The following is a 26,654-nucleotide window of genomic DNA, read 5'->3' as shown; positions in this document are numbered from 1 at the left end:
GTCCGCGCGTCCGGTCAGGACGCGCGGACGGCGACGACGTCGCACTGCGGCGGCCACGACTCCGCGCACCCGCCCGCGAGCCACACCTCGACGCGGTCGCCGTCCGCGAGGTCGGCGGCGTCGACCGGCTCGTCGCCGCGGAGCACGGCGGGGTCGTCCTGCAGCAGCCAGATGCCCTCGTAGGACCGGTCGGAGGCGTCGACGAGGACGGGCTCCCCGTCGCCGCCGAGGGCCACCGTGCCCGTGACGTCGGGCGCGCGCTCGGGGACGTCGGCCGGTGCGGAGCACGCGGTGAGCAGCGCGACGGTCGCGAGGACCGACGCGAGGCGCCGGCCTGTCGTCGGGGGCGCCGACGCCGCCCTCACGCGTGCACCGGCTTCCGCAGCCGCGCCACCACGTACGTCGTGCGGCCCGACGCGAACGCGGCGAACCCGCGCGACCCCTCGACGGCCGCGAACCGGCGCATCAGCGGGTGCGTGAACCGGGGCAGCCACGCGCCGATGAGGGCGCGCTTGCGGTCGTCGTCGCGGCGCAGGGCCTCGACGACCTGCGGCGTCACGTCGTCGTGAGCCTCGAGCACCAGGCCGGACGCGCGCAGGTCGGCGAGCAGCGTCGGCACCGCGTCGGCGGGACGGAAGTCGGCCAGCAGGAACGTGCCGCCGGGCCGCAGCACGCGGGCGACCTCGCCGGCGAACGCCGCGAACGACGGGTAGCAGTGCGACGACTCCACGTTGAGCACCACGTCGAACGACGCGTCGGCGAACGGCATCACCTGCGCGTCGCCGCGCACGAACGACAGCCCCGGCGCCCTGCGGTGCCGCCGGCTGAGGTCCACGGCCGCCGCCGAGAAGTCCAGCCCGACCACCGACCGCGACCCGTGGTGCCGGGCGACGTAGGCGCTGCCGCCGCCGCGCCCCGAGCCGACCTCGAGCACGTCGCGCCCGCGCAGGTCCGCGCCGGCGAGCGTGCGCTCGTACAGGTTGATGCAGAGCCGGTCGGGCTCCTCGTCGGGCGACAGGGCGAGCGCCGGGGCGTCGTCGGACGCGTAGCCGTAGTTCATGAACGCCCACTCGGGGCGGCGCACGCGCAGCGCCAGCAGCTCGTAGGCCGCGCGCCAGCCGAGACGTCGTCCGTCCATGCCGGCCCCCTCGCCCGTGCGCGGCGGGCACCGCGCCCGTCGCTGCGCACACAGTACGGACCGCTGGCCGGTGCGGGTGGTGCGACGTACGGTCGCCGCGTCACGGCCGCCCGTCGGCGCGTGCCGAGCAGCGTCCTCGGGGGCTGCTCAGTAGCGTCGGGACCATGACGAAGTACAAGGTCAACGACGCGGCGGTGAAGGCGGCCCGCCGGCTCATCGACGAGGGTCGGTACGACACGACGACCGAGTGGTCGGACGCCGCGCCGAGCACGTCGGCGGAGAACGACGTCATCGAGGCGCGGGGCTACGACGGCTACGGGGAGTGGCACCTCGCGGTCGACACGGAGGCGTCGGAGGAGACCAAGGGCCGGTACCGCTTCCCGTACGGCGACTTCGAGACGGTCAACCGCGCCGCGCTGATCCACGCGAAGCAGCGCGCGTCGCAGAACGACCACGACGAGGTCGAGAAGGCGGCGGACTCGCTCCTGGAGCTCCTGGACCGCACGGACGGCTGAGCGGGCGTCGGCCGGCTGGGATCAGGCCGGGCCCTCCGCGGGGTCCTCGACGAGGGCCAGCAGGTTCGCACGCAGCGCCGCACCGCCGTCCGCGAGCCGCGCACCGAGGTGCCGCTCGTAGTCGGCGGCGAGCGCGTCGCGCTCGGTCAGCCAGCGGTGGCCGGCGGGCGTGATGGTCAGCGGGCGCCGGCGACGGTCGGCCGGGTCGACGGTGCGCTCCACGAGGCCCGCCTCGGCGAGCTGGTCGAGGACGGTGACGAGATCGCTCGGGTCCGCGCCCATGGCGGCGGCCAGGGCGCGCTGCGAGGAGGCGTCGGACTCGGCCAGCCACGCGAGCGTCACGTAGTGCGGGAAGCGCAGCGGCTCGCCCTCGAACAGCGGTCGCGCGGTCCGTGCGGCGACCTTGGTGGCCTGCAGCAGCAGGTAGGGCGTGCTCGCGCGCATCCGTCGGGGCAGCTGCGGCACGGGGCGACCCTACCGGCCGGCGCGCAATCGTGGGAGAGTCCCATGAATGGACGTCGTGCCGTACGACAACCCGTTCCTCCGGTACACCGAGCCGCTGCCGGAGCGTCTGCACGCCGCCGGGTTCACGCACCGCTTCGCCGACCTGGACGGGGTGACCCTGAGCCACGTGCGCGGACCGGCGAACGGTCCGCCGCTCGTGCTCGTCCCCGCGCAGATGGCGACCTGGCGCACGTACGCCCCGGTGATGCCGGCGCTCGCCGAGCGGTTCGAGGTCGTCGCGGTCGACGTGCGCGGGCACGGCTCGTCGTCGTGGACGCCCGGCCGCTACGACTGGGACACCGTCGGCGGCGACCTCGCCCTCCTGCTCGAGCGGGTCGTGCAGCGGCCGGCCGTCGTCGCCGGGAACTCGTCCGGCGGCGTCCTCGCGCTGTGGCTCGCCGCGCACGTGCCGGACCGCGTGCGGGCGGTCGCGCTGGAGGACGCCCCGGTGTTCTCGGTCGAGATGCCGCGGTTCCGCGACCGCGACCGGTTCGTCTACGAGGGCCTCGAGCGGTTCGTCCGCGTGCTCGGCGACCGGGAGCACCGCCGCCTCGCCGACTACTTCCGCGGGCAGGTGCTGCCGGTCTCGGAACGACGGGTCAAGCGCATGCCCGACTGGTTCGTGGACGTCCTCGATCGCGCCGTCCGCGACCACGAGCGCCGCCACCCGGGGCAGCCGTCCGGCGTCGACGCGTGGTGGCTGCCCGGTGCGATGGACGACCTGATCCGGTCGCTGTCGATGTTCGACCCGGACTTCGCGCGCGCGTTCGTCGACGGGCGCTTCTACGGCGACTTCTCCCACGAGGCCGCGCTGCGCGCGCTGACGTGCCCGCTCCTGCTGCTGCACGGGCGGTGGCACCGGTCCGAGCGGTTCGGCCTCGTGGGCGCGCTCGACGACGACGACGCGCGGCGGATCCGCGAGCTCGTGCCGGGGACGGTGTACCGGCGGGTCGACGCCAACCACGTGCTGCACCGGTACCGGCCGCGGGAGTACGTGCGGGAGGTGGTGGAGCTCGCGTCAGGGGTGCCCGCGTGAGCGGTCCGGGCCGATGGCGGATGCGTACGCGTCGGCATAGCGTCCACGACGACGCCTCCCACCGCAGGAGCCCGCATGACCAGCACCGACGCCGCCGACCGCCTCCGCGCCCTCGAGCCCGGCACCACCCCCGACGCCGCCCTCGCCCTCTTCGACTCCCTCCCGCCGCTCGACGTCGACGACCTCCTCGGCCGGTGGACCGGCCGCGGCGTCCCCACCGGCCACCCCTTCGACAGCGTCCTCGAGGCGCTCGGCTGGCACGGCAAGCGCATGGTGGCGCCGGATGTCGTCCACCCCCTCGTGTTCCGCGCCGGCCACGGCCGGTTCGTGGCGATCACGCCGACGCCGCTGCCCGTGGGCGCGGGCCTGCGCCTGGCACCCGTGGTCCCGCGGGCCGTCGCGGCGCGGGCGTTCGCGCTGGTCCGGCCGCTGCTCACCACGACGCGCCCGCACGCCCGCCTGCGCACGGTCGTCTACCGCGGCGTCGCGTCGGCGGCGATGGTCTACGACCGGCAGCCGATCGTCGACGCGTTCCGCCGCGTCGACGACGACACGGTGCTGGGCGCGATGGACCTGCGCGGCCAGCCGCATCCGTACGTGTTCGTGCTGCGGCGGGAGCGGTCGACCGCCTGAGCCACCCGTGTCATCGCTCGTGGCGCTGGTCCTCGACGTACCGGTGCAGGACCGTGCCGCGGTCGCCGCCGACGTGCAGGAACTGGCGGTCCAGCAGCGCGGCCAGGTCGTCGAGGGCGGCGTCGAGACCCCGAGCCGCGGCGCGCACGTCAGGGTCGTCGCCGCCCGTCCCGCGGCGGGCCAGCTCGGCGGCGTGCGGCAGCGCGGTCGCGAGGGCGCCGTCGTGGTCCTCGTCGCGGAACCAGTACGTCATCGACGTCTGGTCGAGGTCGGCGTGCACCGTCGCGACGTCGGCGGTGAGCCGCTCGAGGACCGTGCGCGAGGGTACGTCGTCGCCCGCGTCCGCCCGGCGCAGCGCGTGCACGAACCGCGCGGCGGAGCGCCGGCGGGCGAGCGCCGACTGCACCTGGAGCACCCACGACACGGCGGCCGTCAGCAGGCTGAAGCCGATCAGGCCCTGCAGCGCGACGAGGATCCGCAGCCATCCGTCGACCGGCACGATGTCGCCGAGGCCCAGGGTGCCGAGGACCACCGCCGACACGTAGAGCGCGTCGACGAACGACGAGCGCGCGTCGGGGTCGAGGCCCGTCCCGTACGAGAAGCCGTCCTCGACGAGCCGCGGCCAGTAGACGAACGCGGCACCGAGCACGACGAGCGCGGCCCACGTGACGACGACCGCGACGAGGATGACCGGGCCGGCCAGGTCGTGCGCGCCCCGGCCGAGGTGCTTGCCCGCACGCCACACGAGCCGCGCGACGACGACGCTCAGCGTGCCCGTGCCGGTCGGGTACCAGAGGGTGCGGAAGACGTCGCGCAGCGCGAGACCGGCGACGACGAGCCCCGCGAGGGTGAGCAGCCCGCCGGCGAGCGCGCTCACGCGAGGCCCCGGCAGGGCACCGGACGACGGTGGGTGAGGCGCGACATGCGTTCCTGGGTACCACCGTCACGGCCGGTCGGCCCGGCGACCGGCGTGGTGCCGGACGCGGCCGGGACCCGGCGCAGCGCCCCCGGGTGCCGTCCCGTGCACCGACCGGCAGGGTGGGAAGCGCCCCTGGATGGACGCACGAGCGAGGTGAGCGGACATGACCGACGGCCCGGAGACGGCGGCGACGACGGGCGGCGAGGACGCGCCGCGCACCCGGCCCGGTGGGGGAGGGGACGACGCGCACGGCGGCCACGGCCACGGCCGCCCGTACCTGCGCTTCGCCGCCATGATCCTCACGTCGACCGCGGTGATGTTCGGCCTCACGTACACCAACACGTACGCCCTCGAGCACGTGCGCCTCAGCGAGGAGCGCGTGTACATGGCGGTGCTCATGGGGTCGGCGATGGCCGTCGTCATGCTGGCGTTCATGGTGGGGCGGATGTATCGCAGCCGCCGGGCGAACGTGGCGGTCGTCGTGCTCGCCGTCGTCGTCGGGGGCACGGCCCTCGGGCTGTCGCGCAGCCAGCTCCTGGTCGACGACCGGGAGTACATGAAGGGGATGATCCCGCACCACTCGATCGCGATCCTCACGAGCGAGCGCGCGGACATCGACGACGTGCGGGTGCGTGAGCTCGCCGACGAGATCGCCGCGACGCAGCGCGAGGAGATCGCCGAGATGGAGTGGCTGATCCGCGACATCGCGGAGAACGGGCCGGCGCTCACGCAGGAGGACGCGAACGCGCGCCCCGTCCCGTCGCCGGGCGCGCTGCCCTGACGGGACGCCGGTTCGCGCGCGCGGCTGGAGGCGTGCCCGGCACGGGTGCAGCGTGCGTCGCGCGCGCCGGGCCGGGCGGCGTGCCGGCGGACGTCCCGGCACGGACGAGGGAGGACGCCGATGCCCGAGGTCGACCGGATCGCCGAGCCGTGGGGGACGCGCACCCCGTACGCCGAGGGCACGCCGTGGCCCCGCCGTGTCGACATGCACCTGGCCGAGGGCGTCGCGCCGGAGGACGTGGACCGGCGGGTGCAGACGGCGCGTTCCGCAACTGGTCCGACGACGCGCACGTGGCCTACGCCGACGCCCCGCTGAGCAGCCGGTCGCCGGCGACGAGAGCCATCATCCGCACGGTCGCCCGTCGCCCCAGCAGCCGGGCCGCACGCGTCAGCGCGACGTCCTGCCGCCGCGCGGTCGTGCTGGGCCCGGGGTCGCGGCGGTCGAGCGCGCGCACCAGCGCGGCGGCCACGTCGTCGGGGGTCTGGAAGCGGCCGCGGTAGGCGTCCGCGCCGATGGTGTCGAAGAACTCCGTGCTCGTGAGGTTGGGGGCGAAAGCGAGCGTGCGGACGCCCGTCCCGCGCGTCTCCCACCACAGCGCCTCGGTGAGGCTGAGCACGAACGCCTTGCTCGCGGCGTACGCGGCCATGCCGGGGGACGGCTGGTAGGCCGCGATGCTGGTGACGTTGACGAGGAATCCGGACCCCGCGGCGACGAGGTCGGGCAGGAACGTGCGGCTGAGGTCGACGACGGCGCCCATGTTGAGCGCGACGAGGTCGTGCAGCCGGTCGGGGTCCTCGGCGGCGAACGGGCCGTCGAGGCCGACGCCCGCGTTGTTGACGAGGCTCGTCACGCGCACGCCCCGCGCGGCGAGCTCGTCCGCGAGGGCGCGCCCGGGGCGCGGCTGCGTGAGGTCGGCCGCGACGGTCTCGACCGCCACGCCGTGCGCCGCCCGGAGCTCGGCCGCCAGGTCGTGCAGGCGGTCCTCGCGGCGGGCGACGAGGACGAGGGCGGAGCCGCGCGCGGCGAGCCGGCGCGCGAGGGCGGCGCCGATGCCGGCGCTCGCGCCGGTGACGAGGGTGGTCTGGAGGCGGTGGTCGATGCGCGTCATGGTGGCACCGTAAGCCATATATGACACCAAGTGCCACAACGTGCATGCACTGTCGCGCCGATACGCTGGGCGGGTGAGCGTCGAGGAGCAGCCCCCGGGTCTGCGCGAGCGCACCCGCCGCGCGGTGCACCGCGAGATCGCGCAGGCGGCGTCGGACCTCTTCGTCACCCAGGGGTTCGAGGCGACGACGATCGACCAGATCGCCGCGGCCGCCGGCATCTCCCGCCGGTCGTTCTTTCGCTATTTCGCCTCCAAGGAGGACGTCGTGCTCGGCGACGTCGTCGAGCGCGGCCACCTGCTCCGCGACGTGCTGGCGCAGCGCCCGCCGGACGAGGACCCGTGGCAGTCGATCGCCGCGGCGTTCCGCGCCCTGCGCGAGCGCGTGGGGGACCCGACCGACGCGGAGATCCGGGTGACGCGCCTGCTGCACGACGAGCCCGCCCTGCGCGCCCGGCGGCTGGAGAAGCAGCTCGCCTGGCAGGAGCAGCTCGTCCCGGTGCTGGCGCAGCGGATCGCGGCCCGTGACGGCGTCGGCGACGGCACCGCGCGCCACCGTGCCGCCGCGCTCGTCGCCTGCGCGCTCGCCTGCCTCGACACGGCCGTCGAGACGTGGCTGCGCACCGACCGCGAGGGCGACCTGGAGGACCTCTGGCTCGACGCGGTCGCGGCCGTGCGCGGCGGCGCGGCGCGGGTGGACGGGCGGAACCCGGCGCGCTGACGCCTCCGAGGCCCACAGCGGTTGAGCCGCAACCCGCGTGGGCTGGCGGCGTGCCCGGCGCGGGTGCAGCGTGGGTCCGGCGCGCCGGGCCGGGCGGCGCACCGACGCGGACGTCCCCGGCACGGACGAGGGAGGACGTTGATGCCCGAGGTCGACCGCATCGCCGAGCCGTGGGGGACGCGCACCCCGTACGCCGCGGGCACGCCGTGGCCCCGCCGTGTCGACATGCACCTGGCCGAGGGCGTCGCGTCGGAGGACGTCGACCGGTGGGTGCAGACGGCGTCGATCCTGCACTCCAACGGCGACGCGCTCGACATCGCGGTCAAGGACGGCCGCATCGTCGGCGTCCGCGGGCGCGAGGTCGACCGGGTGAACCGCGGGCGCGTCGACGTGAAGGACCTCTTCGGCTGGCAGGCGAACGGCTCGCGCGACCGGCTGACGCGCCCGCTCGTCCGCGTCGACGGCGAGCTCGTCGAGACGGACTGGGACACGGCGATGGACCGCGTCGTCGCGCGGACGAAGGAGCTCCTCGACGAGCAGGGCGCGAGCGCGGTCGGCTTCTACACGACCGGTCAGCTGTTCGCCGAGGAGTACTACACGCTCGGCGTCGTCGCCCACGGCGGCATCGGCACCAACCACGTCGACGGCAACACCCGCCTGTGCACCGCCACCGCCGCCGCCGCGCTCAAGGAGTCGTTCGCGTGCGACGGCCAGCCGGGGTCGTTCGCGGACATCGACCACGCCGACGTCATCGCGCTGTTCGGGAACAACATGGCCGAGACGCAGTCGGTGACGTGGATGCGCGTGCTCGACCGCCTCGCCGGCGACGACCCGCCGGCTGTCGTCTGCGTCGACCCGCGCCTCACGCCGGTCGCGAAGGCGGCGACGGTCCACCTCGCGCCGCGCCTCGGCACCAACGTCGCCCTCATGAACGGCCTGCTGCACGAGATCCTCGCGAACGGCTGGGTCGACCGCGACTACGTCGACGCGCACACCGTCGGCTTCGCCGAGCTCGAGAAGGCCGTGCGCGAGTACCCGCCGGACGTCGTCGCGCGCATCTGCGACGTCCCGGCGGACCGGCTCCGCGAGGCCGCGCGCGTCCTCGGCACGGCGCAGCGGCTCACGTCCACGGTGCTGCAGGGCTTCTACCAGGCGCACCAGGCGACCGCCGCGGCCGTGCAGGTCAACAACCTGCACCTCGTGCGCGGGATGCTCGGCCGGCCCGGCTGCGGGATCCTCCAGATGAACGGCCAGCCCAGCGCCCAGAACACGCGCGAGTGCGGCGCGGACGGCGACCTGCCGGCGTTCCGCAACTGGTCGAACGACGCGCACGTCGCGGACCTGGCACGGGTGTGGAACGTCGACCCGATGGACATCCCGCACTACTCGCCGCCGACGCACGTCATGCAGATGCTGCGGTACGTCGAGGAGGGCTCGATCCGCATGCTGTGGGTCACGGGCACCAACCCGGCGGTGTCGCTGCCCGAGCTACGGCGCGTGCGGTCGGTGCTGTCGCAGGAGCGGCTGTTCCTCGTGGTGCAGGACCTGTTCCTCACCGAGACCGCCCAGCTCGCGGACGTCGTCCTGCCCGCCGCGACGTGGGGTGAGAAGACCGGCACCTTCACCAACGCGGACCGCACCGTGCACCTGTCCGAGAAGGCGGTCGACCCGCCGGGCGAGGCCCGCGCCGACCTCGACATCCTCCTCGACTTCGCGCACCGCATGGACCTGCGCGGCAAGGACGGCACGCCGCTCGTGACGTGGCACGACCCGGAGTCGGCGTTCGAGGCCTGGAAGGAGTGCACCCGCGGGCGGCCGTGCGACTACACGGGCCTGACGTACGACAAGCTGCGCGGCGGCAGCGGCATCCCGTGGCCGGTGGACGACGAGCACCCGGACGGCACCGAGCGGCTCTACGCCGACGGCCGGTTCTTCGCCCACCCCGACGTGTGCGAGGACTACGGGCGCGACCTCGTCACGGGGGCGCCCGTCGAGCCGACCGAGTACCGCGCCCTCAACCCCTCGGGGCGCGCGATCATCAAGGCCGCCCGCTACCTGCCGCCGCACGAGGTGCCGAGCGAGGACTACCCGCTGCAGCTCACGACGGGCCGCACGGTCTACCAGTTCCACACCCGGACCAAGACGGGCCGCGCGCCCGAGCTCGCGGCCGCGGCGCCGGACGTGTGGGTCGAGGTCTCCGAGCACGACGCCGACGCGTTCGGGCTGGCGGAGGGCGACCTCGCCGAGGTGAGCACGCCGCGTGGGTCGGTGCGGGCGCGCGTGCGCGTCTCGGGCATCCGACCGGGCGTCGTCTTCCTGCCGTTCCACTACGGCTACTGGGACGAGCCGGGCGGCCACGAGCCGGACGCGCACGGGGCGCACCCGCACGGTCGCGCCGCCAACGAGCTGACGATCACCGAGTGGGACCCGGCGTCGAAGCAGCCGATCTTCAAGACGGCGGCCGCGGCGATCCGGCGTGTCGAGCAGGCGGACGGGCAGACGTCGGCCGCCCCCACGACGACCGCGTCGGCCCCCGTCCGTGGCACCGTCCCGCCCACCCGCGGCCCGCGGACGGTCGTCGAGCACGTGCTGGAGGAGGCGCGATGAAGATCGGGCTGGCGCTGCGCGAGCTGCACCGCGCCGAGGACGACCTGGCGCACGAGCTGCTGCAGGTCGCCGACCGGCACGACGTGGACCACGAGATCTTCCACGTCGCGCAGGACCTCGCCGTCTGGTCGCGCGAGCACGTGCGCGCGATCGCCGGTATCGCCGGCCGGTACGGCGAGGACCTCGACCCCGAGCCGCGCGGCGTGCCGCAGCCCGTGGCGCGCGTGCTGGAGCGCTCCGCGGAGGCGCTCGGCCGGTCGTCGGGACCCGAGGTGCTGCTGCTGCGCGACCTGCGCGGGCTGTACCTGAAGGCGGCGGGCGTCTCGGTCGACTGGGAGCTCGTCGCGCAGGCGGCGCAGGGTGTGCGGCACCTCGACCTGCTCGAGCTGGCCGAGCGCTGCCACCCGGAGACCGTCCGGCAGATGAAGTGGGCGAACGGCAAGCTCAAGGAGTCCGCGACGCAGGCGCTGGTGAGCTGATGGCGTCCGCGTCGCCGCCGGTGCGTGTCGTCGTCCGGCCGATCGGGACGCCGCTGCCGCTCGGGTTCCTCGGCCTGCTCCTCGCGACGACCGCGTTCGCCGCGCTGCAGCTGCAGTGGGTGCCGGCGGACCAGGGTCGTGCCGTCGCCCTCGGGGTGCTCGCGTCGACGGTGCCGATGCAGCTGCTCGCGTCCGTGCTGGGCTTCCTCGCCCGGGACCCGGTCGCCGGGACCGGGATGGGCGTGCTGGCGGGGACGTGGGGCGCCGTGGCGCTGACGACGCTGACGAGCCCGCCCGGCGCCGTGAGCGCCGGCCTGGGCGTGCTGCTGCTCGCGGCCGGCGTCGCGATGCTGGTCCCCGCGGCCGCCGCGACGACCAAGCTCGTCGCGGCGGCGATCATGGCGCTCGCGGGGGTGCGGTTCGCGCTCACGGGCGTCGCCGAGCTGACGGGGGAGCGGACCTGGTTCACGGCGGCGGCGATCGTCGGCCTCGTGCTCGCCGCGCTGGCGCTCTACGGGTCGTTCGGGTTCGAGCTCGAGGACGTGCGGCACCGGACGGTGCTGCCGCTGGGCCGGCGCGGTGCCGGGCAGGTGGCGCTCACCGGGTCCGCCGACGACGAGCTGAGCGCGGTCGCGCACGAGGCGGGGGTGCGGCGGCAGCTGTGAGGTGCCGTGCCGGGACGGCGCGTGGGCGCTCGTCGTCGGTACGAGTGCGTGTCGCGGCGTGTCGCGCCGGAGGCGGGACGTCGCCCGCGGGCGTACGCACGGCGTGCGCACGGTGTGCGTACGACGACGGGCGAGACACCCGCCGGCTGCGCGCGCGCCGGGCCGCGCGGGACGATCGACATGCCGCGACCGCCGCGCCTAGGGTCGACGGCGACGGCTGCCGCGGCGGCGGTCGTGGGAGCGACACGACGAGGTGCGCATGAGCGACGGACCGACCGGAGCCGACGATCCCGGGCCCTTCTTCCACGGCACCAAGGCGGAGCTGCGGGTCGGGGACCTGCTGGTGCCCGGCCGCCGGTCCAACTTCGGCACCGGCCGGTCCGCGAACCACGTCTACCTGACCGCGACCCTCGACGCCGCCACGTGGGGCGCCGAGCTGGCCGCCGGCGACGGCCCCGGCCGCATCTACCGCGTCGAGCCGACCGGCCCGATGGAGGACGACCCCAACCTCACGAACACGCGGTTCCCCGGCAACCCGACCCGCTCGTACCGCACGCGGGAGCCCGTGCGCGTGGTCGGCGAGGTCGAGGACTGGCAGCCGCACCCGCCGGAGGTGCTGCAGCGCATGCGCGACCACGTGGCCGAGCTCGCGCGGCAGGGCGTGGAGGCGGTCGACGACTGACGGCGGACCGGCGCGCGCGCCTCGCGCCGAGGCGCGGAGCTTCGTCGTGGCGGTCCGGCGCGGGCCGACGTCGTGCGGGCACCGCCGGTGCTGCCACACTGCCGCCCGTGACGAGCAGCGCGCGGGACGCCTACCGGGAGGGCGTGGCCGTGGCCGTCGCGCTCGTGACCAGCGACCGCGTCGCGACGACGTGGGACACACCGTCCGCGCTCGCGGGCATGACCGTCGGCGAGCTCGCCGCGCACCTGGCGCGCAGCGTCCTGCAGGTCGAGTGGTACCTCGACGGCCCGCTGGACGCCGACGCCGCGCTCGTCACCGCCGCCGGGTACTACGGCGACCTCGCGGGGACGTCCGAGCCGACGTCCGCGCTGAACACCGGCGTGCGGGCGCGCAGCGCGGAGACGGCCGCGCAGGGTCACGCCGCGCTCGCGGACGCGGTCACCGCGGCGGCGGCGCGCCTCGCGGAGCGGCTCGTGCGGGAGCCGGCCGACCGGCGGCTCACCGTGCGGCACCAGGGGCACACGCTGCTGCTCGACGAGTACCTGCGCACGCGGTGCGTCGAGCTGGCCGTGCACACGGAGGACCTCGCGCTCACCCTCGGCAGCGACGTGCGGGCACCGGCCGCGACCGTCGGCGTCGCCGTCGAGGTGCTGGTCGGCGCGGCCCGGTACCGGCACGGCGACACGGCGGTGCTGCACGCGCTCGCGCGCCGCGAGCGCGACACCACGGACGCACTCCGCGTCCTCTGACCCGCCACCCGCGCCGCCGGCCACCCGCCACCCGCGCCGCCGGCCAACCGCCACCCGGACGCCCGCCGCCCGGACGCCCGCCGCCCGGCCCGGCTGCCGCGCCGCCCTCCTCCTCGCCGAGTTCGCCCGTCCGACGGCGAGGTCGGCGGTCCATGCAGGCGAGCTGGGCGTCGAACCGGCGAACTCGGCGCACGGGCCCGGTGCCCGGTGAGGCGGTCAGGGGTGACCGTGTCGAGGACGTCGCGCAGCCAGCCGGCGCCCCTTCCTCGCCGGGTTCGCCCGTCCGACGGCGAGGTCGGCGGTCCGTGCCGGCGAGCTGGGCGCCGGACCGGCGAATCGGCGCCCGGGTGGGCGGCTGGGATGGGCCGGGTGGAGCGGTCGGGGGCGAGCGTGTCGAGGGTGCTGCGGGAGCCAGCCGGCGCCCCTTCCTCGCCGAGTTCGCCTGTCCGACGGCGAGGTCGGCGGTCCCTGCAGGCGACCTGGGCGTCGAACCGGCGAACTCGGCGCGCAGGGGACGGCATGGGCGGGCGGGTGCCCGGTGAGGCGGTCAGGGGGTGAGCGTGTCGAGGACGTCGCGGAGCCAGCCGGCGCCGCGGACGTCGGCGCCGAGCGCCTTGACGCGCCGGCGCAGCTCGCGGTCGGACGTCACGACGACCACGTCGTCCTCCGCCGCGGCGACGACCTCGACGATCGCCGAGTCCCCGTCCCGCTCCGCCAGCACGACGTCGACCCCCGGCCACCCGCGGGTGGGGGTGGTGTGCAGCGTTCGTCCCGCCTGGCGCGACGAACGCTGCACGCCCTCGTCGTCGGGCACGGGCTGGCCGGCTGTGGGCCCTGGGCGGCCGGGACGCTGCAGCGGCTCGTCGTCCGGCGAGCCGTGAGGCGTGGTGGCCCCCGCGTGACCGGAGTGGTGCACGGCCTGGTCCACCGGCGCCGGGTGAAGCGTTGTGGACGCCTGGTGACCGGAGCTCTTCACGGCGGCCCGGGCCGCGCCCTCGAGGACCACGACGACGCGTCGCCCGTCCCACGCGTCCGCGTCGACCGACGCCGCGAGGGCGCCCAGGAGGCGTGCCGCCGCGCCGGCGCGGTCCTTCCACCAGCCGTCGGGGCGCGCGCCCACCACGTTCGCCGCGTCGACGACCAGCGTGCCCGCCCGTCCCGCGCCCGCACCCGTCACCGTCCGAGGTGTACCCGACCGCTCGCCGCCGGACCAGTCCCGGCCGACCGCCGCCCGCCGAGCGACCAGCCGAGCGACCCGACCGCCCGCGGCGGGACCACCCCCGGGCCGGGCGCCGGCCCACCGCACCGGACGACCCCCTCGCCGTCCCCGTCGGCCGCACCACCCACCGGGCGCATGGCGCGAGCCGGCGCCGGCGCGCACGATGATGGTGTGGTGGGACGGGTGCGTGGAGGAGTGGTCGCGGCGGCGTGCGTCGCCGTGCTGGCGGCCGGGTGCGCCTCCGCGGAGCCGCCGGTGCCCGAGCCGGTCGTCGTGCGTGCGCCGGTCGAGGTGGCGAAGGTGGCCGTCGCCGCGCCCGCGGCTCCCGCGCCCGTCGACGTCGCCGCGCTGCCCCTCATCGACCCGCTGACCGTCGTCCCCGGCATGCCCGGCACGGACGGGCTGGAGCAGCGGCGCAACGACGACCCCGCGCTGGGCACGTGGCAGACCGCGACGGTGCTCCGGGACACCGCCGGGTACGACGCCCCGGGCGGGCGGGCCGTCGGCGCGGTGCCGGCCGCGACGCTCGACGTGCAGACGGTCCTGCCGGTGCTGGACCAGCGCGGCGGGTGGCTGCGCGTGCTCGTCGCGAGCCGCGGCGCGCTGCCCAGCCAGGACCGGGCGCAGGTCAACGGCCGGACGGTGTGGATCCGGGCGCAGGACACCGCGCCGTCGGGCACCGACTGGCGCCTGCACCTCGACCTCGCCGCCCGCACGCTCACCATCGAGGACGGCACGACGACGCAGACGGTCCCCGTGATCGCCGTCGGGGCGCCGGACACGCCGACGCCCGCGGTGCCGCAGTTCGTCGTCGGGTCGCAGTGGGACCAACCGGGCACGTACACGCCGCGCGTGCTGCTGCTGTCGAGCCAGAGCGAGACGATCGACGTCTACGACCGCGCGACGAACACGTCGGCGACGGCGATCCACACGACGCCGTTCCGGGCGACGGGCGCGATCTCCAACGGGTGCATCCGCGTGACCGACGAGGTGCTGGACATGCTGTGGGGCAAGGTCCCGCCGGGGACGCTGCTCACGGTGTCCTGACGCGCATCAGCCCTCCGAACCGCGCGCCGCCGCGATCGCGTCGGCCGCCCGGATCAGCCCGAGGTGGCTGAACGCCTGCGGGAAGTTGCCGATGAGCCGGCCCGCGTCGGCGTCGTACTCCTCGCTGAGCAGGCCGAGGTCGTTGGCGTACCCGACGAGCTGGTCCATGAGCGACTCCGCCTCGGGCAGGCGGCCGCTGTGCGCGTACTGCTCGACGAGCCAGAAGCAGCAGATGAGGAACGGGTGCTCGCCGCCCTCGAGGCCGTCGAGGCCCGCCTCGGTGCGGTAGCGGTGCACGAGGCCGTGCTCGTCGCGCAGGTCGGCCTCGATGCGGGCGACGGTGCCGAGCATGCGGGGGTCGTCGTAGGCGAGGTAGCCGGTGTGGGGGAGCTGCAGCAGGGACGCGTCGACCTCGGTGCCGTCGTACGTCTGCGTGAAGCTGTTCGTCGCCTCGTCGAAGCCGCGGGTGTCGATCTCCGCGCGCAGCCGGTCGCGCAGCGCGCGCCACCGGTCCACCGGCCCGTCGAGCCCGTGGTCCTCGACCGCGCGGACGCCCCGGTCGAACGCGGCCCACATCATCGCGCGCCCGTGCGTGAACATGTGCAGGTCGCCGCGCATCTCCCAGATGCCGTGGTCGGGGCGGTCGATGTTCGCCTCGCAGTACGCGAGCAGGCTCTTCTGCAGGCCCCACGAGTACTCGTCGTCCGCGACGCCGGCGTCGCGCAGCTCCGCGAGCGCGATCATCACCTCGCCCACCACGTCCGCCTGGTACTGGTCCGCGGCGCCGTTGCCGATGCGCACCGGACGCGAGCCCTCGTAGCCGTCGAGGTGGTCGAGCTCCTTCTCGTCGAGCTCCCGCTCGCCGCCGATGCCGTACATGATCCGGATGTCGTGCGCGTCGCCCGCGACGGCCCGCAGCAGCCAGTCCCGCCACAGCCGCGCGCCGCGCGTGAGGCCGTGCGCGATGGCGACCTCGATGGTCAGCGCCGCGTCGCGCAGCCACACGTACCGGTAGTCCCAGTTGCGGCTGCCGCCGAGCTCCTCGGGAAGGGACGCGGTCGCCGCTGCGACGATGCCGCCCGTGCGGGCGTGCGTGAGCGCGCGCAGCACCAGCAGCGACCGCCGGACCACCGGGTCGTGGGCGTCGTGCGTAGTGAGCTGCGACGCCCAGTCGGTCCAGAACCCGACCGTCTCCGCGAGCGCGGCGTCGGCGTCCGCGGGCCGCGGGTGCTGCTCCCAGGAGGGGAACCACGACAGGTCCCAGTCGAGCGTCTGCCCCGCCTCCAGGAGGAACCGGCCGGTGAGCCGCGGGGCGCGCGTGCCCTCCTCGGCGCGCGGGGCGCCGGCGGCGCCCGGCTGCTCGGCCCCGTCGTCGTCGGCCGCGGGCCGCAGCAGCGGCCCGGTGACGAGCAGCCCGTCCGGCCCCGCGAGCGACAGCAGCGCCGGCGCGCCCGCGTGGTCGACGACCCGCACCCACGGCGTCGCGCGCGCGTAGTCGAACCGCAGCCGCAGGTCGTGCTCGACCTCGACCCTGCCCTCGACGCACTCGACACGGCGCACCAGGTCGGCGCGGTCGGTGCTCGGCGGCAGGAAGTCCGTGACCGTGGCCGTGCCCGTCGGCGTGCGCCACGTCGTCTCCAGGACGAACGTGCGCGGCAGGTAGCGGCGCTCGACGACCTCGCCGTCGACCAGCGACAGCTGCCAGCGGCCGTCGTCCGGCCCGCCGAGCAGCGCCGAGAACACCGCCGGCGAGTCGAACCGCGGCAGGCACAGCCAGTCGACGCTGCCGTCGCGCGAGACGAGCGGGCCGGTGCTGAGGTCGGACAGGAGGGCGTAGTCCTCGAGGTGGGTGCTCACCTCGTCCTTTGTACGGGGAGCGGGCGGGGTGCGCAGGACGGCGGTGGCGCCGCCGTGTCCCCAGGAGGCCGGGGCAGACGTCAGACGGGGATCCGCAGCACCTGGCCGACGCGGATGAGGTCGGGGTTCGGGATGCCGTTCGCGGCGACGATCCACGCGACCTGCGAGCCGTGCTCGCGGGCGAGCGCGGACAGCGTGTCGCCCCGCACGACCTGGTGCGGTCGGTACCCGCGCGCGCCCGGCACGAGCACCACCCGGGCGCTGACGAGGTCGGCGCCGGGCGCGTGCTCCCCGGAGGGGTCGTCGCCGAACAGCTCGAACGTGGCCGGCCCGACGTGCGTGTGCGTCATCGGCACCGACTGGGCGAACGCCTCGAGCGTCCCCATCGAGCCCGCCTGGAAGAAGCCGTCCTGGACGACGTCGCCGGCGTCGGTGAGCAGGCGCCACCCGTACGACGCCTCGAACGCCGTGCCGATCGCGGCGACGACGAGCTGCTGCCCGACCAGGTCACCCGCCAGCGGGCTGCGCAGCTGGATGGTCCACGTCTCGGCCATGGGGAGCTCTCCTTCGTCGGAGTCGAGGACCGACCACGCTAGTGACTGCGCGCACGCCCCGACAGGGGTCCCCCGCAGCTGGGACGCGAGACGACGACGTCCGCAGCCTCCCGGTGCCCCGGAGCATGGTGCTGCCGCGATCCCGCGTCGCTGCTACGTTCGCCCCAGGCGACTGACGCCCCGGCGTCGGTCCTCGTGACGATGCGAGGGGGCCGACGTGGCGACGTCGGAACGCAGAGCACACGGCGACGGTGCCGGCAGCAGCACCGCGAGCCCGCGCACGGGCGTGTCCGGGGCGAGCCCGCCGCCATCCACCACCACCGCCCCACCGCAGGCCACCCGCATGCTCGTCCTCGCGACGGTCGGGTTCCTCGTCAACTTCTGGGCGTGGGCGCTCATCAGCCCGCTCGGCGCGGCGTACCGGGACCGGCTCGACCTGACGGGGTTCCAGCAGTCGGTGCTCGTGGCGGTGCCGGTCATCGTCGGGTCGCTCGGGCGCATCCCGGTCGGGGCGCTGACGGACCGGATCGGCGCGCGCGTCATGTTCCCCGTCGTCAGCCTGCTCACCGTGCTGCCGGTGCTGTTCATCGGCCTCGTCGCCGAGTCGTTCGTGTCGCTGCTGGTCGGCGGGTTCTTCCTCGGCCTCGGCGGCACGACGTTCGCGATCGGCGTGCCGCTCGTCAACGCCTGGTACCCGCCGGCCCGCCGCGGCACCGCGCTCGGGCTGTTCGGCATCGGCATGGGCGGCACGGCCATCTCCGCGTTCACCACCGTGCGGCTCACGGAGAGCGTCGGCCCCGAGGCGCCGTTCCTCATCGTCGCGGGCGTCCTCGTCATCTACGCCGCGATCGCCGCAGCCCTGCTGCGCGACGCCCCGACCCGCACCATGCCGAGCGGCAGCTTCCTCGCCCGCACCTGGGCCACCGCGAAGCTCCCCGCCACCGGCCAGCTGTCGTTCCTGTACGCCGTCGGCTTCGGCGGGTTCGTGGCGTTCAGCGTCTATCTGCCCACCTACCTGGGCAACGCGTTCGGCCTCACGCCGGAGGACGCCGCGTTCCGCACCGCCGGCTTCGTCGTCCTGGCGGTCGCGATGCGGCCGGTCGGCGGCGCGCTGTCCGACCGCATCGGACCGATTCCCGTGCTCGTGACGTCGTTCGTGGGCATCGCCGTCCTCGCAGCCCTCGCGGCGGTCGAGCTGCCGCTGATGCCCGTCGGGACCATCGCGTTCCTCGGCCTGGCGGCGCTGCTCGGGGCGTCCTCCGGGGCGACCTTCGCCGTCGTGGGGCAGCTCGCCCCGCCGGAAAAGGTCGGCGCCGTCACCGGTCTCGTCGGCGCGGCCGGCGGGCTCGGCGGGTTCGTCCCGCCGCTCGTCATGGGCGCCGTCTACGACCGGCTCGGCGACTACTCGCTCGGCCTCGCGCTCCTCGCCGTCGTCTCGCTCGGCGCGGCGCTGTTCACGCGCGGACCCGTCGCCCGTTCCGCCCGCACCGGCTGACCCGCACCCCCTCGCACGCACCCCCTCGCACGCACCCCCGCAGCGCCCGCCCGCGACGAGAGGCAGCACCGGTGACGACGGACGAGAGCACCACCCCGGCGCGGACGACGCGCGATTCCCCGCCCGGCCTCGACGGCCCCGCCTCCGACGCGATCCTGCGCCTGGGCCGGCACCTGCGCCGCGGCGAGGTCAGCGACGACCTGCGCACGCTGCACCAGGCGGGCGGCCGCGACGCCGACACCTTCTACCGGGACCGCTGGAGCCACGACAAGGTCGTCCGGTCCACGCACGGCGTCAACTGCACGGGCTCCTGCTCGTGGAAGGTGTACGTCAAGGACGGCATCATCACGTGGGAGGCGCAGCAGACGGACTACCCGTCGGTCGGCCCCGACAGCCCCGAGTACGAGCCCCGCGGCTGCCCGCGCGGCGCCGCGTTCAGCTGGTACACGTACTCGCCGACCCGCATCCGCTACCCCTACGTGCGAGGCCGCCTGCTCGAGCTGTTCCGCGAGGCCAAGGCGCGCCAGGGCGGCGACCCGGTCGCGGCGTGGGCCAGCATCGTCGAGGACCCGGAGACCGCCCGGCGCTACAAGCGCGCCCGCGGCAAGGGCGGGCTCGTGCGGGCGACGTGGGACGAGGCGGTCGAGATCGTCGCCGCCGCACAGGTGCACACGATCAGGACGTACGGTCCGGACCGCATCGCGGGCTTCTCGCCGATCCCGGCGATGTCGATCGTGTCGCACGGCGTCGGCGCCCGGTACCACGCGCTCATCGGCGCCCCGATGCTGTCGTTCTACGACTGGTACGCCGACCTGCCGGTCGCGAGCCCGCAGGTGTTCGGCGACCAGACCGACGTCCCCGAGTCCGGCGACTGGTGGGACGCCGCCTACCTGATCATGTGGGGCTCGAACCTGCCGGTCACCCGCACGCCTGACGCGCACTGGATGGCCGAGGCGCGCTACCGCGGGCAGAAGGTGGTCGCGGTCGCGCCCGACTACGCGGACAACGTGAAGTTCGCCGACGAGTGGCTCGCCGTCGCCCCGGGCACGGACGGCGCCCTCGCGATGGCCATGGGCCACGTGCTCCTCAAGGAGTTCTACGTCGACCGGCGTCCGCAGTACTTCGCGCAGTACGCCGCCCGCTACACCGACCTGCCGTTCCTCGTCCGCCTGGACCGCGCCGACGACGGCACCTACGCGCCCGGCAAGTTCCTCACCGCGGAGGACCTGCCCGGCGCCGAGGCGGGCAGCGAGAACGCGGCCTTCAAGACGGTCCTGGTCGACGCGGAGACCGGCGCGCCGACGGTCCCCAACGGCTCCCTCGGCTTCCGCTACGGCGACGCCGGCGTGGGCCGCTGGAACCTCGACCTCGGCAGCACGCGCCCGGCGCTGAGCCTCGCCGACGAGGGCGGCGGCGCCACGGACGCCGTCGCGGTCGCCCTGCCGCGGTTCGACTCCGCCGACGGCGCCGCCGGGACGGTCGTCCGCGGCGTCCCCGTCCGCGAGGTCGGCGGTCACCTCGTCACGACGGTCCTCGACCTCATGCTCGCCCAGTACGGCGTCGCGCGCCCCGGCCTGCCGGGCACGTGGCCCACCGGCTACGACGACGCGTCCGAGCCCTGCACGCCCGCGTGGCAGGAGCAGTTCACGGGCGTCCCGGCGGCCAAGGCGGAGCGGATCGGCCGCGAGCTCGCGCAGACCGCCGAGGAGTCCGGCGGCCGCGTCATGATCCTCATGGGCGCCGGCACCAACCACTGGTTCCACTCCGACACCATCTACCGGGCCTTCCTCGCGCTGACCACGCTCACCGGGTGCCAGGGCGTCAACGGCGGTGGCTGGGCGCACTACGTCGGGCAGGAGAAGGTCCGCCCGGTGACGGGCCAGGCCATGTACGCGACGGCGTCGGACTGGGCGCGCCCGGCGCGCACGATGATCCAGACCGCGTACTGGTACCTGCACACCGACCAGTTCCGCTACGACCCGTTCGCCGCCGACACCCTGTCGGCCGGCCGCACCGGCAGCGGCCAGCTGTCCGGCAAGACCACCGCCGACGTCGTCGCGCAGTCGGCGCGCTCGGGGTGGATGCCCTCGTACCCGACGTTCGACCGCAACCCGCTCGACCTGGCGGACGACGCCGCGGCGGCGGGCGAGCCGGTGCCCGACCACGTCGTCCGCCGGCTCCAGGACGGCACGCTCCGGTTCGCCGCCGAGGACCCCGACGCCCCCGGGAACTTCCCGCGCGTGCTCACCGTCTGGCGGGCCAACCTGCTCGGCTCGTCCGGCAAGGGCAACGAGTACTTCCTGCACCACCTGCTCGGCGCCGACTCCAACCTGCGCGCCACGGAGGCGCCGCCCGAGCACCGGCCCCGCGACGTGGTCTGGCGGGACGAGGCGCCCACCGGCAAGCTCGACCTGCTGGTCAGCCTCGACTTCCGCATGACGAGCACGACGGTGTTCTCCGACGTCGTCCTGCCCGCGGCCACCTGGTACGAGAAGCACGACCTCAACACGACGGACATGCACCCGTTCGTGAACTCGTTCAGCCCGGCCATCGCGCCCCCGTGGCAGACCCGCACCGACTTCGACATCTTCCACACGATCGCGCGCACGTTCAGCCGGCTCGCGGAGACGCAGCTGGGGACGCGGACCGACGTCGTCGCCGTGCCGCTGATGCACGACACGGCCGACGAGCTCGCGGTCCCGCACGGACGCGTCCGGGACTGGAAGACGGGGGAGTGCGACCCCGTCCCCGGGAAGACGATGCCGAAGCTCGTCACGGTCGAGCGCGACTACCCGGCGGTCGCGGCGCAGCTCGCGACGCTCGGGCCGGTGCCCGACACGGCAGGGCTGACGACCAAGGGCGTGACGTTCGACGTCGGACCGGAGGTCGAGCACCTGCGCCGCCGCAACGGCGTCGCCCGCGTCCCCGCCGGCCGTCCGGGCGCACGCGCCGACAGACGCCCCCTGCTCGAGCGCGACGTGCACGTCTGCGAGGCGATCCTCACGCTGTCCGGCACGACGAACGGTCGCCTCGCCGTGCAGGGCTTCCGCACCCTCGAGCGGCGCACCGGCACGCGCATGGCCGACCTCGCCGCCGAGCACGAGGGCAAGCACGTGGCGTTCGCGGACACGCAGGCCGCGCCGGTCACCGTCATCACGTCCCCGGAGTGGTCGGGCACCGAGGCGCACGGGCGGCGCTACTCGCCGTTCACGGTCAACGTCGAGCGGCTCAAGCCCTGGCACACGCTGAGCGGGCGCCAGCAGCTCTACCTCGACCACGACTGGATGACGGAGATCGGCGAGGGCCTGCCCGTCTTCCGGCCACCGCTGGACATGCAGCGCCTCTTCGGCGAGAACGCGCTCGGCACGACCGACGAGGACGGCGTCGGCCTCGGCGTCACCGTCCGCTACCTGACGCCGCACAACAAGTGGTCGATCCACTCCGAGTACCAGGACAACCTGTTCATGCTCTCGCTGAGCCGCGGCGGGCCGGTGATCTGGATGAGCGACCGCGACGCCGACCGCATCGGCGTCGCCGACAACGACTGGGTCGAGGCGGTCAACCGCAACGGGGTCGTCGTGGCGCGGGCGATCGTCTCCCACCGCATGCCCGCCGGGACGGTCTACATGCACCACGCGCAGGACCGGCTCATCGACGTCCCGCGCACGCGCACCACCGGCCGGCGCGGCGGCATCCACAACTCGCTGACGCGGCTGCTCATGAAGCCGACCCACCTGGTCGGCGGGTACGCCCAGCTCACCTACGCCTTCAACTACCTCGGCCCCACGGGCAACCAGCGGGACGAGGTCACGGTCGTGCGGCGCCGGACGCAGGAGGTCGAGTACTGATGGCGACGACGACCGGGGGTGCCCGATGAAGGTCATGGCGCAGATGGCGATGGTCATGAACCTCGACAAGTGCATCGGGTGCCACACGTGCTCGGTGACGTGCAAGCAGGCGTGGACGAACCGCACGGGCACCGAGTACGTGTGGTTCAACAACGTCGAGACCCGGCCCGGCCAGGGCTACCCGCGCACCTACGAGGACCAGTCGGTGTGGGAGGGCGGCTGGACCCTCAACACGCGCGGGCGCCTGCAGCTCAAGGCCGGCGGGCGGCTGAAGAACCTGCTGACGATCTTCGCGAGCCCCAAGCAGCCGTCGATCGACCAGTACTACGAGCCGTGGACGTACGACTACGAGAACCTCACCGACGCCCCGCTGCAGGAGCACGTGCCGGTCGCGCGGCCGAAGTCGCTGCTCAGCGGCGAGGACATGCAGGTGCGGTGGAGCGCCAACTGGGACGACGACCTCGGCGGCGGCCCGCAGCTGCTCGCCGACGACCCGGTGCTCGCGAAGGTCTCCGACAAGGTCAGGCTCGAGTTCGAGCAGACCTTCATGTTCTACCTGCCGCGGATCTGCGAGCACTGCCTCAACCCGTCGTGCGCGGCGTCGTGCCCGTCGGGGGCGATCTACAAGCGCGCCGAGGACGGCATCGTCCTCGTCGACCAGGACGCGTGCCGCGGCTGGCGCAAGTGCGTCACCGGCTGCCCGTACAAGAAGGTCTACTTCAACCACCGCACGGGCAAGGCCGAGAAGTGCACGTTCTGCTTCCCGCGCGTCGAGGTGGGGCTGCCGACCGTGTGCTCGGAGACGTGCGTCGGCCGGCTCCGGTACATCGGGCTCGTCCTCTACGACGCCGACCGCGTGCTCGAGGCCGCGAGCGAGCCCGACGAGACGAAGCTCCTGGCCGCGCAGCGCAGCGTCCTGCTCGACCCGCACGACCCGGCCGTGCAGCGCGAGGCCGAGCGCGCCGGCATCCCGCGCGACTGGGTCGAGGCCGCGCAGCGCTCGCCCGTGTGGGACCTCATCAGCCGGTACGAGATCGCGCTGCCGCTGCACCCCGAGTACCGCACGATGCCGATGGTCTGGTACGTCCCGCCGCTGTCGCCCGTGGTGGACGTGGTCGCGGAGACGGGCGAGGACGCCGAGCGCGCGGACAACCTGTTCGCCGCGATCGAGCACCTGCGCATCCCCGTCGAGTACCTCGCGGAGCTGTTCACCGCCGGGGACACGGCACCCGTCACGGGGGTGCTCAAGCGGCTCGCGGCCATGCGGTCGTACATGCGCGACATCAACCTCGGCCGCGAGGCCGACGCGTCGATCCCGGCGTCCGTCGGCATGGACGAGGACACGATGTACGGGATGTACCGGCTGCTCGCGCTGGCCAAGTACGACGAGCGGTACGTCATCCCGTCCGCGCACGCCGAGCAGGCGCACGGCCTGGAGGAGCTGGCGACCGAGTGCTCGCTGGACTACGACGGCGGACCGGGCATGGGCGGGTCCGGGCCGTTCGGCGAGGGGTCGGGCGGCGCGTACGTCAACGACCCGATCGCGGTCGAGAACTTCCACATGCTCCAGCAGCGGCAGACGACCGACACGGTCGCCGAGCCCGCGTCGCGCAAGGCACGGGTGAACCTCCTCAACTGGGACGGCAGGTCGGCGCCGGACGGGATGTTCCCGCCGCGCCCGGGCCCGGACGGCGCGGACCTGCGCGCGCCCGCGTCGGACGAGTCGGCGGCGCACGTGCAGCCCCGGCCGGCGGGCGGCGAGCCGGGCGGGCCCACGGGCGCCGGGGGTGCGGGCGGACCGGTCGACCCGGGCCGCCCGACGGGTGCGTCGGAGGACGACCGGTGAGCCTGTTCACGCGCTCGCGCTCGCGGGCGGCGACCGCGCGGGAGACGGCGGTCGTGCACCGGCTCGCGTCGCTGCTGCTGGAGTACCCGACCGACGACCTCGTGACGCTGCTGCCCGTGCTGCGCGGGGCGGCGGCCGAGGTCGGCCCGGTCGCGCGCGAGCCGCTCGACCGGCTCCTCGACCACGTCGCCGCCACGCCGCTGGGCGAGCTCCAGGCCGACTACGTCCGCACGTTCGACCTGCGCCGCCGCTGCTCGCCCTACCTGACGTACTACGCGCACGGCGACACGCGGAAGCGCGGCATCGCCCTCGTCGAGGTCAAGCAGGCGTACCGCGCCGCCGGGCTCGAGCTCGGGAGCGACGAGCTGCCCGACCACGTCGCGGTCGTGCTGGAGTTCGCGTCGACCGAGGGGCCGGCGCAGCAGGCCGGGCTGCGGCTGCTGCAGGACCACCGCGCCGGGCTCGAGCTGCTGCGCATGGCGCTGCGGGACGCCGGGTCGCCGTGGGCGGACGCGCTCGTCGCGGTCTGCGCCACGCTGCCGCCGCTCGGCGAGGACGAGCGGACGGCCGTCGCGCGCCTCGCCACGGCCGGCCCGCCGGGCGAGGAGGTCGGCCTCGAGCCGTTCGGCCCGCCCACCACCATGGAGGCCGCCCAGCCGGCCGGTCCCGTCTTCCTGCCGACCCCGGGAGTGCGCCGATGACCGCCGTCGACACGATCCTCTGGGTCGTCGTGCCGTACGTGTGCCTGGCGGTCTTCGTGCTCGGGCACGTGTGGCGGTACCGGTACGACAAGTTCGGCTGGACCACCCGCTCGTCGCAGCTCTACGAGAGCCGGCTGCTGCGCTGGGCCAGCCCGATGTTCCACTTCGGGATCCTCGCCGTGTTCCTCGGGCACGTCATGGGGCTGGGCATCCCGAAGTCGTGGACCGAGGCCGTCGGCATGAGCGAGGAGCTGTACCACTTCCTCGCCGTGTCGATCGGTGCGGTGGCGGGCGTGTGCACCGTCGTCGGGATGGCGCTGCTGATCTACCGGCGGCGCACCGTCGGGCCGGTGTTCAGCGCGACGACGCCCATGGACAAGGTCATGTACCTCGTCCTCGCGGTCGTCATCGCCCTCGGCATGTGGAACACGATCGCGGGCTCGATCCTCAACCTCGGCGGGCACTACGACTACCGCGACGGCGTCTCGGTGTGGTTCCGCGGCATCTTCCGGTTCGACCTGCACCCCGAGCTCATGGCGGAGGCGCCGATCGGGTTCCAGCTGCACGGCATGTCCGCGATGCTGCTGTTCGCGCTGTGGCCGTTCACGCGGCTCGTGCACGTGTTCAGCGCGCCGGTCGGGTACCTGTGGCGCCCGTACGTCGTCTACCGCTCGAAGGGCCCGGCACGGCTCGGCACGCGCGCGGACCGGCGCGGCTGGGAGCGCGTGGGCGCCGGCGACCGTCCGGACGCCCGCCGCTGACCGCTCCGCCCGCCCGCCGCCTCCACCCCCTCCGCTCACCCCTCCTCGACCCCTCCGCCCACCCCTCCTCGCCGAGTTCGCCGGTCCGGTGGCGAGGTCGCCTGCCGGGACCGGCGACCTGGGCGAGGTACTGGCGTACTCGGCGGGGCGGGCCCGGGTCAGGGGGCGGACTCGAGGAGGCGGGTGAAGAAGGCGGACTTGGCGTCCTCGTACGCCGGGGTGCCGTCCGCGCGGCGTTTCACCGCGTTGTACTCGGCGAGCAGGTGGGGGTCGGCGCGCAGCAGGTCCCACGTGCGCGTGAAGCGGACGTCGTGCTCGGAGCCGACGGGGGTGACGGCGAGCTCGGTCGGCAGCGGCGCCTCGACGGCGAAGGTCGCGAGCGTCGCGCACCACAGGTCCGGCCGGCGGACGGCGTGCAGCGCGCGCACCGCGGCGACGGCGGACTCGACGTCGTCCGGCGGGACGCGCAGGTGCAGGTCGACGTCGCCACGCGTCAGCGCGCCGGGCAGGCTGGACGCGCCCGTCCACACCAGCGCGCCCGACACGCCGGCGGCCGCGAGCCGCGCGCGCTCGGCGGCCACGACGGCAGCCGCCTCCGCGTGCATCTCCTCCGCGCGCCGCAGCACACCCACCTCCGTCCGAGGCCGCGCCCGCCGCCCGTGCTTCCGGCTCGTCCGGACCACGCCCGCCGCCCGCGCTTCCGGCTCGTCCGGACCACGCGCGCCGGCTCGTCCCGACCACCACCTCCGCCGAGGTCGCCCGTCGCGCGTCGAGGTCGCCGGTCGGGACCGG

Annotated in this window: 26 protein-coding genes; 17 read left to right on the top strand and 9 right to left on the bottom strand. The window is 75.0% G+C overall.

Annotated elements, in window-relative coordinates; genetic code table 11:
• Nucleotides 1–14: 14 nt before the first annotated feature.
• Both ACFUMH_RS10800 and ACFUMH_RS10795 read right to left on the bottom strand, forming a co-directional pair.
• Nucleotides 15–365, bottom strand: a complete 351-nt coding sequence (locus ACFUMH_RS10800) for a hypothetical protein (protein ID WP_378204642.1) — start codon at nucleotides 363–365, stop codon at nucleotides 15–17.
• Nucleotides 362–1,138, bottom strand: coding sequence for a class I SAM-dependent methyltransferase (locus tag ACFUMH_RS10795; protein ID WP_378204639.1), 777 nt, complete (start codon nucleotides 1,136–1,138; stop codon nucleotides 362–364). The genes ACFUMH_RS10800 and ACFUMH_RS10795 overlap by 4 nt, the downstream gene beginning before the upstream one ends.
• A 164-nt stretch (nucleotides 1,139–1,302) precedes the next feature.
• Here ACFUMH_RS10795 and ACFUMH_RS10790 point away from each other — a divergent pair, with 164 nt between their 5' ends.
• Nucleotides 1,303–1,653, top strand: a complete 351-nt coding sequence (locus ACFUMH_RS10790; protein WP_378204636.1) for a hypothetical protein — start codon at nucleotides 1,303–1,305, stop codon at nucleotides 1,651–1,653.
• Nucleotides 1,654–1,674: 21 nt separating this feature from the next.
• Here ACFUMH_RS10790 and ACFUMH_RS10785 read toward each other — a convergent pair whose 3' ends face one another.
• Nucleotides 1,675–2,118: a MarR family winged helix-turn-helix transcriptional regulator gene (locus ACFUMH_RS10785; protein ID WP_378204633.1), complete on the bottom strand. Its 444-nt coding sequence runs from the start codon at nucleotides 2,116–2,118 to the stop codon at nucleotides 1,675–1,677.
• Nucleotides 2,119–2,164: 46 nt separating this feature from the next.
• Here ACFUMH_RS10785 and ACFUMH_RS10780 point away from each other — a divergent pair, with 46 nt between their 5' ends.
• Entirely contained in the window at nucleotides 2,165–3,193 is a 1,029-nt protein-coding gene (locus ACFUMH_RS10780; protein ID WP_378204630.1) for an alpha/beta fold hydrolase, read from the top strand.
• 75 nt (nucleotides 3,194–3,268) lie between these two features.
• The gene (locus ACFUMH_RS10775) at nucleotides 3,269–3,826 is read left to right on the top strand and encodes a DUF4334 domain-containing protein (protein WP_378204627.1); all 558 of its coding nucleotides are present in this window, start codon (nucleotides 3,269–3,271) and stop codon (nucleotides 3,824–3,826) included.
• Nucleotides 3,827–3,836: 10 nt separating this feature from the next.
• Here the strand turns inward: ACFUMH_RS10775 and ACFUMH_RS10770 are convergent, their stop codons facing one another.
• Complete coding sequence (locus tag ACFUMH_RS10770; protein WP_378204624.1) at nucleotides 3,837–4,703, bottom strand: potassium channel family protein; 867 nt, start codon at nucleotides 4,701–4,703, stop codon at nucleotides 3,837–3,839.
• Between the two features lie 205 nt (nucleotides 4,704–4,908).
• On the opposite strand from ACFUMH_RS10770, the gene ACFUMH_RS10765 reads away from it, so the two are divergent.
• Nucleotides 4,909–5,526: a DUF305 domain-containing protein gene (locus tag ACFUMH_RS10765; RefSeq protein WP_378204621.1), complete on the top strand. Its 618-nt coding sequence runs from the start codon at nucleotides 4,909–4,911 to the stop codon at nucleotides 5,524–5,526.
• Nucleotides 5,527–5,646: 120 nt separating this feature from the next.
• Nucleotides 5,647–5,841 carry a hypothetical protein gene (locus tag ACFUMH_RS10760; RefSeq protein WP_378204618.1) on the top strand — a complete coding sequence of 65 codons (195 nt, stop codon included), beginning with the start codon at nucleotides 5,647–5,649 and terminating at the stop codon, nucleotides 5,839–5,841.
• Here ACFUMH_RS10760 and ACFUMH_RS10755 read toward each other — a convergent pair.
• A complete protein-coding gene (locus tag ACFUMH_RS10755; protein ID WP_378204615.1) occupies nucleotides 5,822–6,634 on the bottom strand; it encodes an SDR family NAD(P)-dependent oxidoreductase in 813 nt (270 codons plus the stop codon). The genes ACFUMH_RS10760 and ACFUMH_RS10755 overlap by 20 nt on opposite strands.
• A 73-nt stretch (nucleotides 6,635–6,707) precedes the next feature.
• Here ACFUMH_RS10755 and ACFUMH_RS10750 point away from each other — a divergent pair, with 73 nt between their 5' ends.
• The 6 genes from ACFUMH_RS10750 (at nucleotide 6,708) to ACFUMH_RS10725 (ending at nucleotide 12,534) form a co-directional block, all read left to right on the top strand.
• Nucleotides 6,708–7,352, top strand: coding sequence for a TetR/AcrR family transcriptional regulator (locus tag ACFUMH_RS10750; RefSeq protein ID WP_378204612.1), 645 nt, complete (start codon nucleotides 6,708–6,710; stop codon nucleotides 7,350–7,352).
• A gap of 141 nt (nucleotides 7,353–7,493) precedes the next feature.
• Nucleotides 7,494–9,959 carry a molybdopterin oxidoreductase family protein gene (locus ACFUMH_RS10745; protein WP_378204609.1) on the top strand — a complete coding sequence of 822 codons (2,466 nt, stop codon included), beginning with the start codon at nucleotides 7,494–7,496 and terminating at the stop codon, nucleotides 9,957–9,959.
• The gene (locus ACFUMH_RS10740) at nucleotides 9,956–10,438 is read left to right on the top strand and encodes a hypothetical protein (RefSeq protein ID WP_378204606.1); all 483 of its coding nucleotides are present in this window, start codon (nucleotides 9,956–9,958) and stop codon (nucleotides 10,436–10,438) included. Before ACFUMH_RS10745 ends, ACFUMH_RS10740 begins: the two co-directional genes overlap by 4 nt.
• Nucleotides 10,438–11,103, top strand: a complete 666-nt coding sequence (locus tag ACFUMH_RS10735) for a hypothetical protein (protein WP_378204603.1) — start codon at nucleotides 10,438–10,440, stop codon at nucleotides 11,101–11,103. Before ACFUMH_RS10740 ends, ACFUMH_RS10735 begins: the two co-directional genes overlap by 1 nt.
• A 259-nt stretch (nucleotides 11,104–11,362) precedes the next feature.
• Entirely contained in the window at nucleotides 11,363–11,785 is a 423-nt protein-coding gene (arr, locus tag ACFUMH_RS10730; protein ID WP_378204600.1) for an NAD(+)--rifampin ADP-ribosyltransferase, read from the top strand.
• A gap of 107 nt (nucleotides 11,786–11,892) precedes the next feature.
• The gene (locus ACFUMH_RS10725) at nucleotides 11,893–12,534 is read left to right on the top strand and encodes a maleylpyruvate isomerase N-terminal domain-containing protein (protein WP_378204597.1); all 642 of its coding nucleotides are present in this window, start codon (nucleotides 11,893–11,895) and stop codon (nucleotides 12,532–12,534) included.
• Between the two features lie 547 nt (nucleotides 12,535–13,081).
• On the opposite strand, the gene ACFUMH_RS10720 is transcribed toward ACFUMH_RS10725, so the two are convergent.
• Nucleotides 13,082–13,711 carry a hypothetical protein gene (locus ACFUMH_RS10720; protein ID WP_378204594.1) on the bottom strand — a complete coding sequence of 210 codons (630 nt, stop codon included), beginning with the start codon at nucleotides 13,709–13,711 and terminating at the stop codon, nucleotides 13,082–13,084.
• 216 nt (nucleotides 13,712–13,927) lie between these two features.
• Here ACFUMH_RS10720 and ACFUMH_RS10715 point away from each other — a divergent pair, with 216 nt between their 5' ends.
• Nucleotides 13,928–14,800 carry a L,D-transpeptidase gene (locus ACFUMH_RS10715; RefSeq protein ID WP_378204591.1) on the top strand — a complete coding sequence of 291 codons (873 nt, stop codon included), beginning with the start codon at nucleotides 13,928–13,930 and terminating at the stop codon, nucleotides 14,798–14,800.
• A gap of 6 nt (nucleotides 14,801–14,806) precedes the next feature.
• On the opposite strand, the gene ACFUMH_RS10710 is transcribed toward ACFUMH_RS10715, so the two are convergent.
• Nucleotides 14,807–16,657 (bottom strand): glycoside hydrolase family 15 protein, encoded by a 1,851-nt coding sequence (locus tag ACFUMH_RS10710; protein ID WP_378204588.1) that lies wholly within the window; start codon nucleotides 16,655–16,657, stop codon nucleotides 14,807–14,809.
• Between the two features lie 80 nt (nucleotides 16,658–16,737).
• Nucleotides 16,738–17,211: a LysM peptidoglycan-binding domain-containing protein gene (locus ACFUMH_RS10705; RefSeq protein WP_378204586.1), complete on the bottom strand. Its 474-nt coding sequence runs from the start codon at nucleotides 17,209–17,211 to the stop codon at nucleotides 16,738–16,740.
• Between the two features lie 343 nt (nucleotides 17,212–17,554).
• On the opposite strand from ACFUMH_RS10705, the gene ACFUMH_RS10700 reads away from it, so the two are divergent.
• From ACFUMH_RS10700 to narI, 5 genes are all read left to right on the top strand, one after another.
• The gene (locus tag ACFUMH_RS10700) at nucleotides 17,555–18,706 is read left to right on the top strand and encodes an MFS transporter (protein WP_378204583.1); all 1,152 of its coding nucleotides are present in this window, start codon (nucleotides 17,555–17,557) and stop codon (nucleotides 18,704–18,706) included.
• Between the two features lie 71 nt (nucleotides 18,707–18,777).
• On the top strand, nucleotides 18,778–22,554 hold the full coding sequence (locus tag ACFUMH_RS10695) for a nitrate reductase subunit alpha (RefSeq protein WP_378204580.1): 3,777 nt from the start codon (nucleotides 18,778–18,780) through the stop codon (nucleotides 22,552–22,554).
• A 25-nt stretch (nucleotides 22,555–22,579) separates the two neighbouring features.
• Nucleotides 22,580–24,400 (top strand): nitrate reductase subunit beta, encoded by a 1,821-nt coding sequence (gene narH, locus ACFUMH_RS10690; protein ID WP_378204577.1) that lies wholly within the window; start codon nucleotides 22,580–22,582, stop codon nucleotides 24,398–24,400.
• Nucleotides 24,397–25,101 (top strand): nitrate reductase molybdenum cofactor assembly chaperone, encoded by a 705-nt coding sequence (narJ, locus tag ACFUMH_RS10685; RefSeq protein ID WP_378204574.1) that lies wholly within the window; start codon nucleotides 24,397–24,399, stop codon nucleotides 25,099–25,101. The genes narH and narJ overlap by 4 nt, the downstream gene beginning before the upstream one ends.
• Entirely contained in the window at nucleotides 25,098–25,862 is a 765-nt protein-coding gene (gene narI, locus ACFUMH_RS10680; protein WP_378204571.1) for a respiratory nitrate reductase subunit gamma, read from the top strand. The genes narJ and narI overlap by 4 nt, the downstream gene beginning before the upstream one ends.
• Nucleotides 25,863–26,020: 158 nt before the next feature.
• Here narI and ACFUMH_RS10675 read toward each other — a convergent pair whose 3' ends face one another.
• On the bottom strand, nucleotides 26,021–26,488 hold the full coding sequence (locus ACFUMH_RS10675; protein WP_378204568.1) for a GrpB family protein: 468 nt from the start codon (nucleotides 26,486–26,488) through the stop codon (nucleotides 26,021–26,023).
• Nucleotides 26,489–26,654 lie beyond the last annotated feature (166 nt).

This window comes from Cellulomonas sp. NPDC057328, from assembly GCF_042667215.1.
Taxonomy (GTDB): domain Bacteria; phylum Actinomycetota; class Actinomycetes; order Actinomycetales; family Cellulomonadaceae; genus Cellulomonas.
The sequence above is the reverse complement of the archived record's forward strand: the minus strand, read 5'-3'. Positions and strand labels throughout refer to the sequence as shown.

Bases quoted from the DNA above. Each gene is read 5' to 3' on its own strand.
- ACFUMH_RS10790 (WP_378204636.1), top strand. From the start codon at position 1,303: ATGACGAAGTACAAGGTCAACGACGCGGCGGTGAAGGCGGCCCGCCGG.
- narH (WP_378204577.1), top strand. From the start codon at position 22,580: ATGAAGGTCATGGCGCAGATGGCGATGGTCATGAACCTCGACAAGTGC.
- ACFUMH_RS10740 (WP_378204606.1), top strand. From the start codon at position 9,956: ATGAAGATCGGGCTGGCGCTGCGCGAGCTGCACCGCGCCGAGGACGAC.
- ACFUMH_RS10765 (WP_378204621.1), top strand. From the start codon at position 4,909: ATGACCGACGGCCCGGAGACGGCGGCGACGACGGGCGGCGAGGACGCG.
- ACFUMH_RS10745 (WP_378204609.1), top strand. From the start codon at position 7,494: ATGCCCGAGGTCGACCGCATCGCCGAGCCGTGGGGGACGCGCACCCCG.
- ACFUMH_RS10795 (WP_378204639.1), bottom strand. From the start codon at position 1,138: ATGGACGGACGACGTCTCGGCTGGCGCGCGGCCTACGAGCTGCTGGCG.
- narI (WP_378204571.1), top strand. From the start codon at position 25,098: ATGACCGCCGTCGACACGATCCTCTGGGTCGTCGTGCCGTACGTGTGC.
- ACFUMH_RS10755 (WP_378204615.1), bottom strand. From the start codon at position 6,634: ATGACGCGCATCGACCACCGCCTCCAGACCACCCTCGTCACCGGCGCG.
- ACFUMH_RS10700 (WP_378204583.1), top strand. From the start codon at position 17,555: ATGCTCGTCCTCGCGACGGTCGGGTTCCTCGTCAACTTCTGGGCGTGG.
- arr (WP_378204600.1), top strand. From the start codon at position 11,363: ATGAGCGACGGACCGACCGGAGCCGACGATCCCGGGCCCTTCTTCCAC.
- ACFUMH_RS10775 (WP_378204627.1), top strand. From the start codon at position 3,269: ATGACCAGCACCGACGCCGCCGACCGCCTCCGCGCCCTCGAGCCCGGC.
- ACFUMH_RS10705 (WP_378204586.1), bottom strand. From the start codon at position 17,211: ATGGCCGAGACGTGGACCATCCAGCTGCGCAGCCCGCTGGCGGGTGAC.
- ACFUMH_RS10760 (WP_378204618.1), top strand. From the start codon at position 5,647: ATGCCCGAGGTCGACCGGATCGCCGAGCCGTGGGGGACGCGCACCCCG.
- ACFUMH_RS10780 (WP_378204630.1), top strand. From the start codon at position 2,165: ATGGACGTCGTGCCGTACGACAACCCGTTCCTCCGGTACACCGAGCCG.
- ACFUMH_RS10735 (WP_378204603.1), top strand. From the start codon at position 10,438: ATGGCGTCCGCGTCGCCGCCGGTGCGTGTCGTCGTCCGGCCGATCGGG.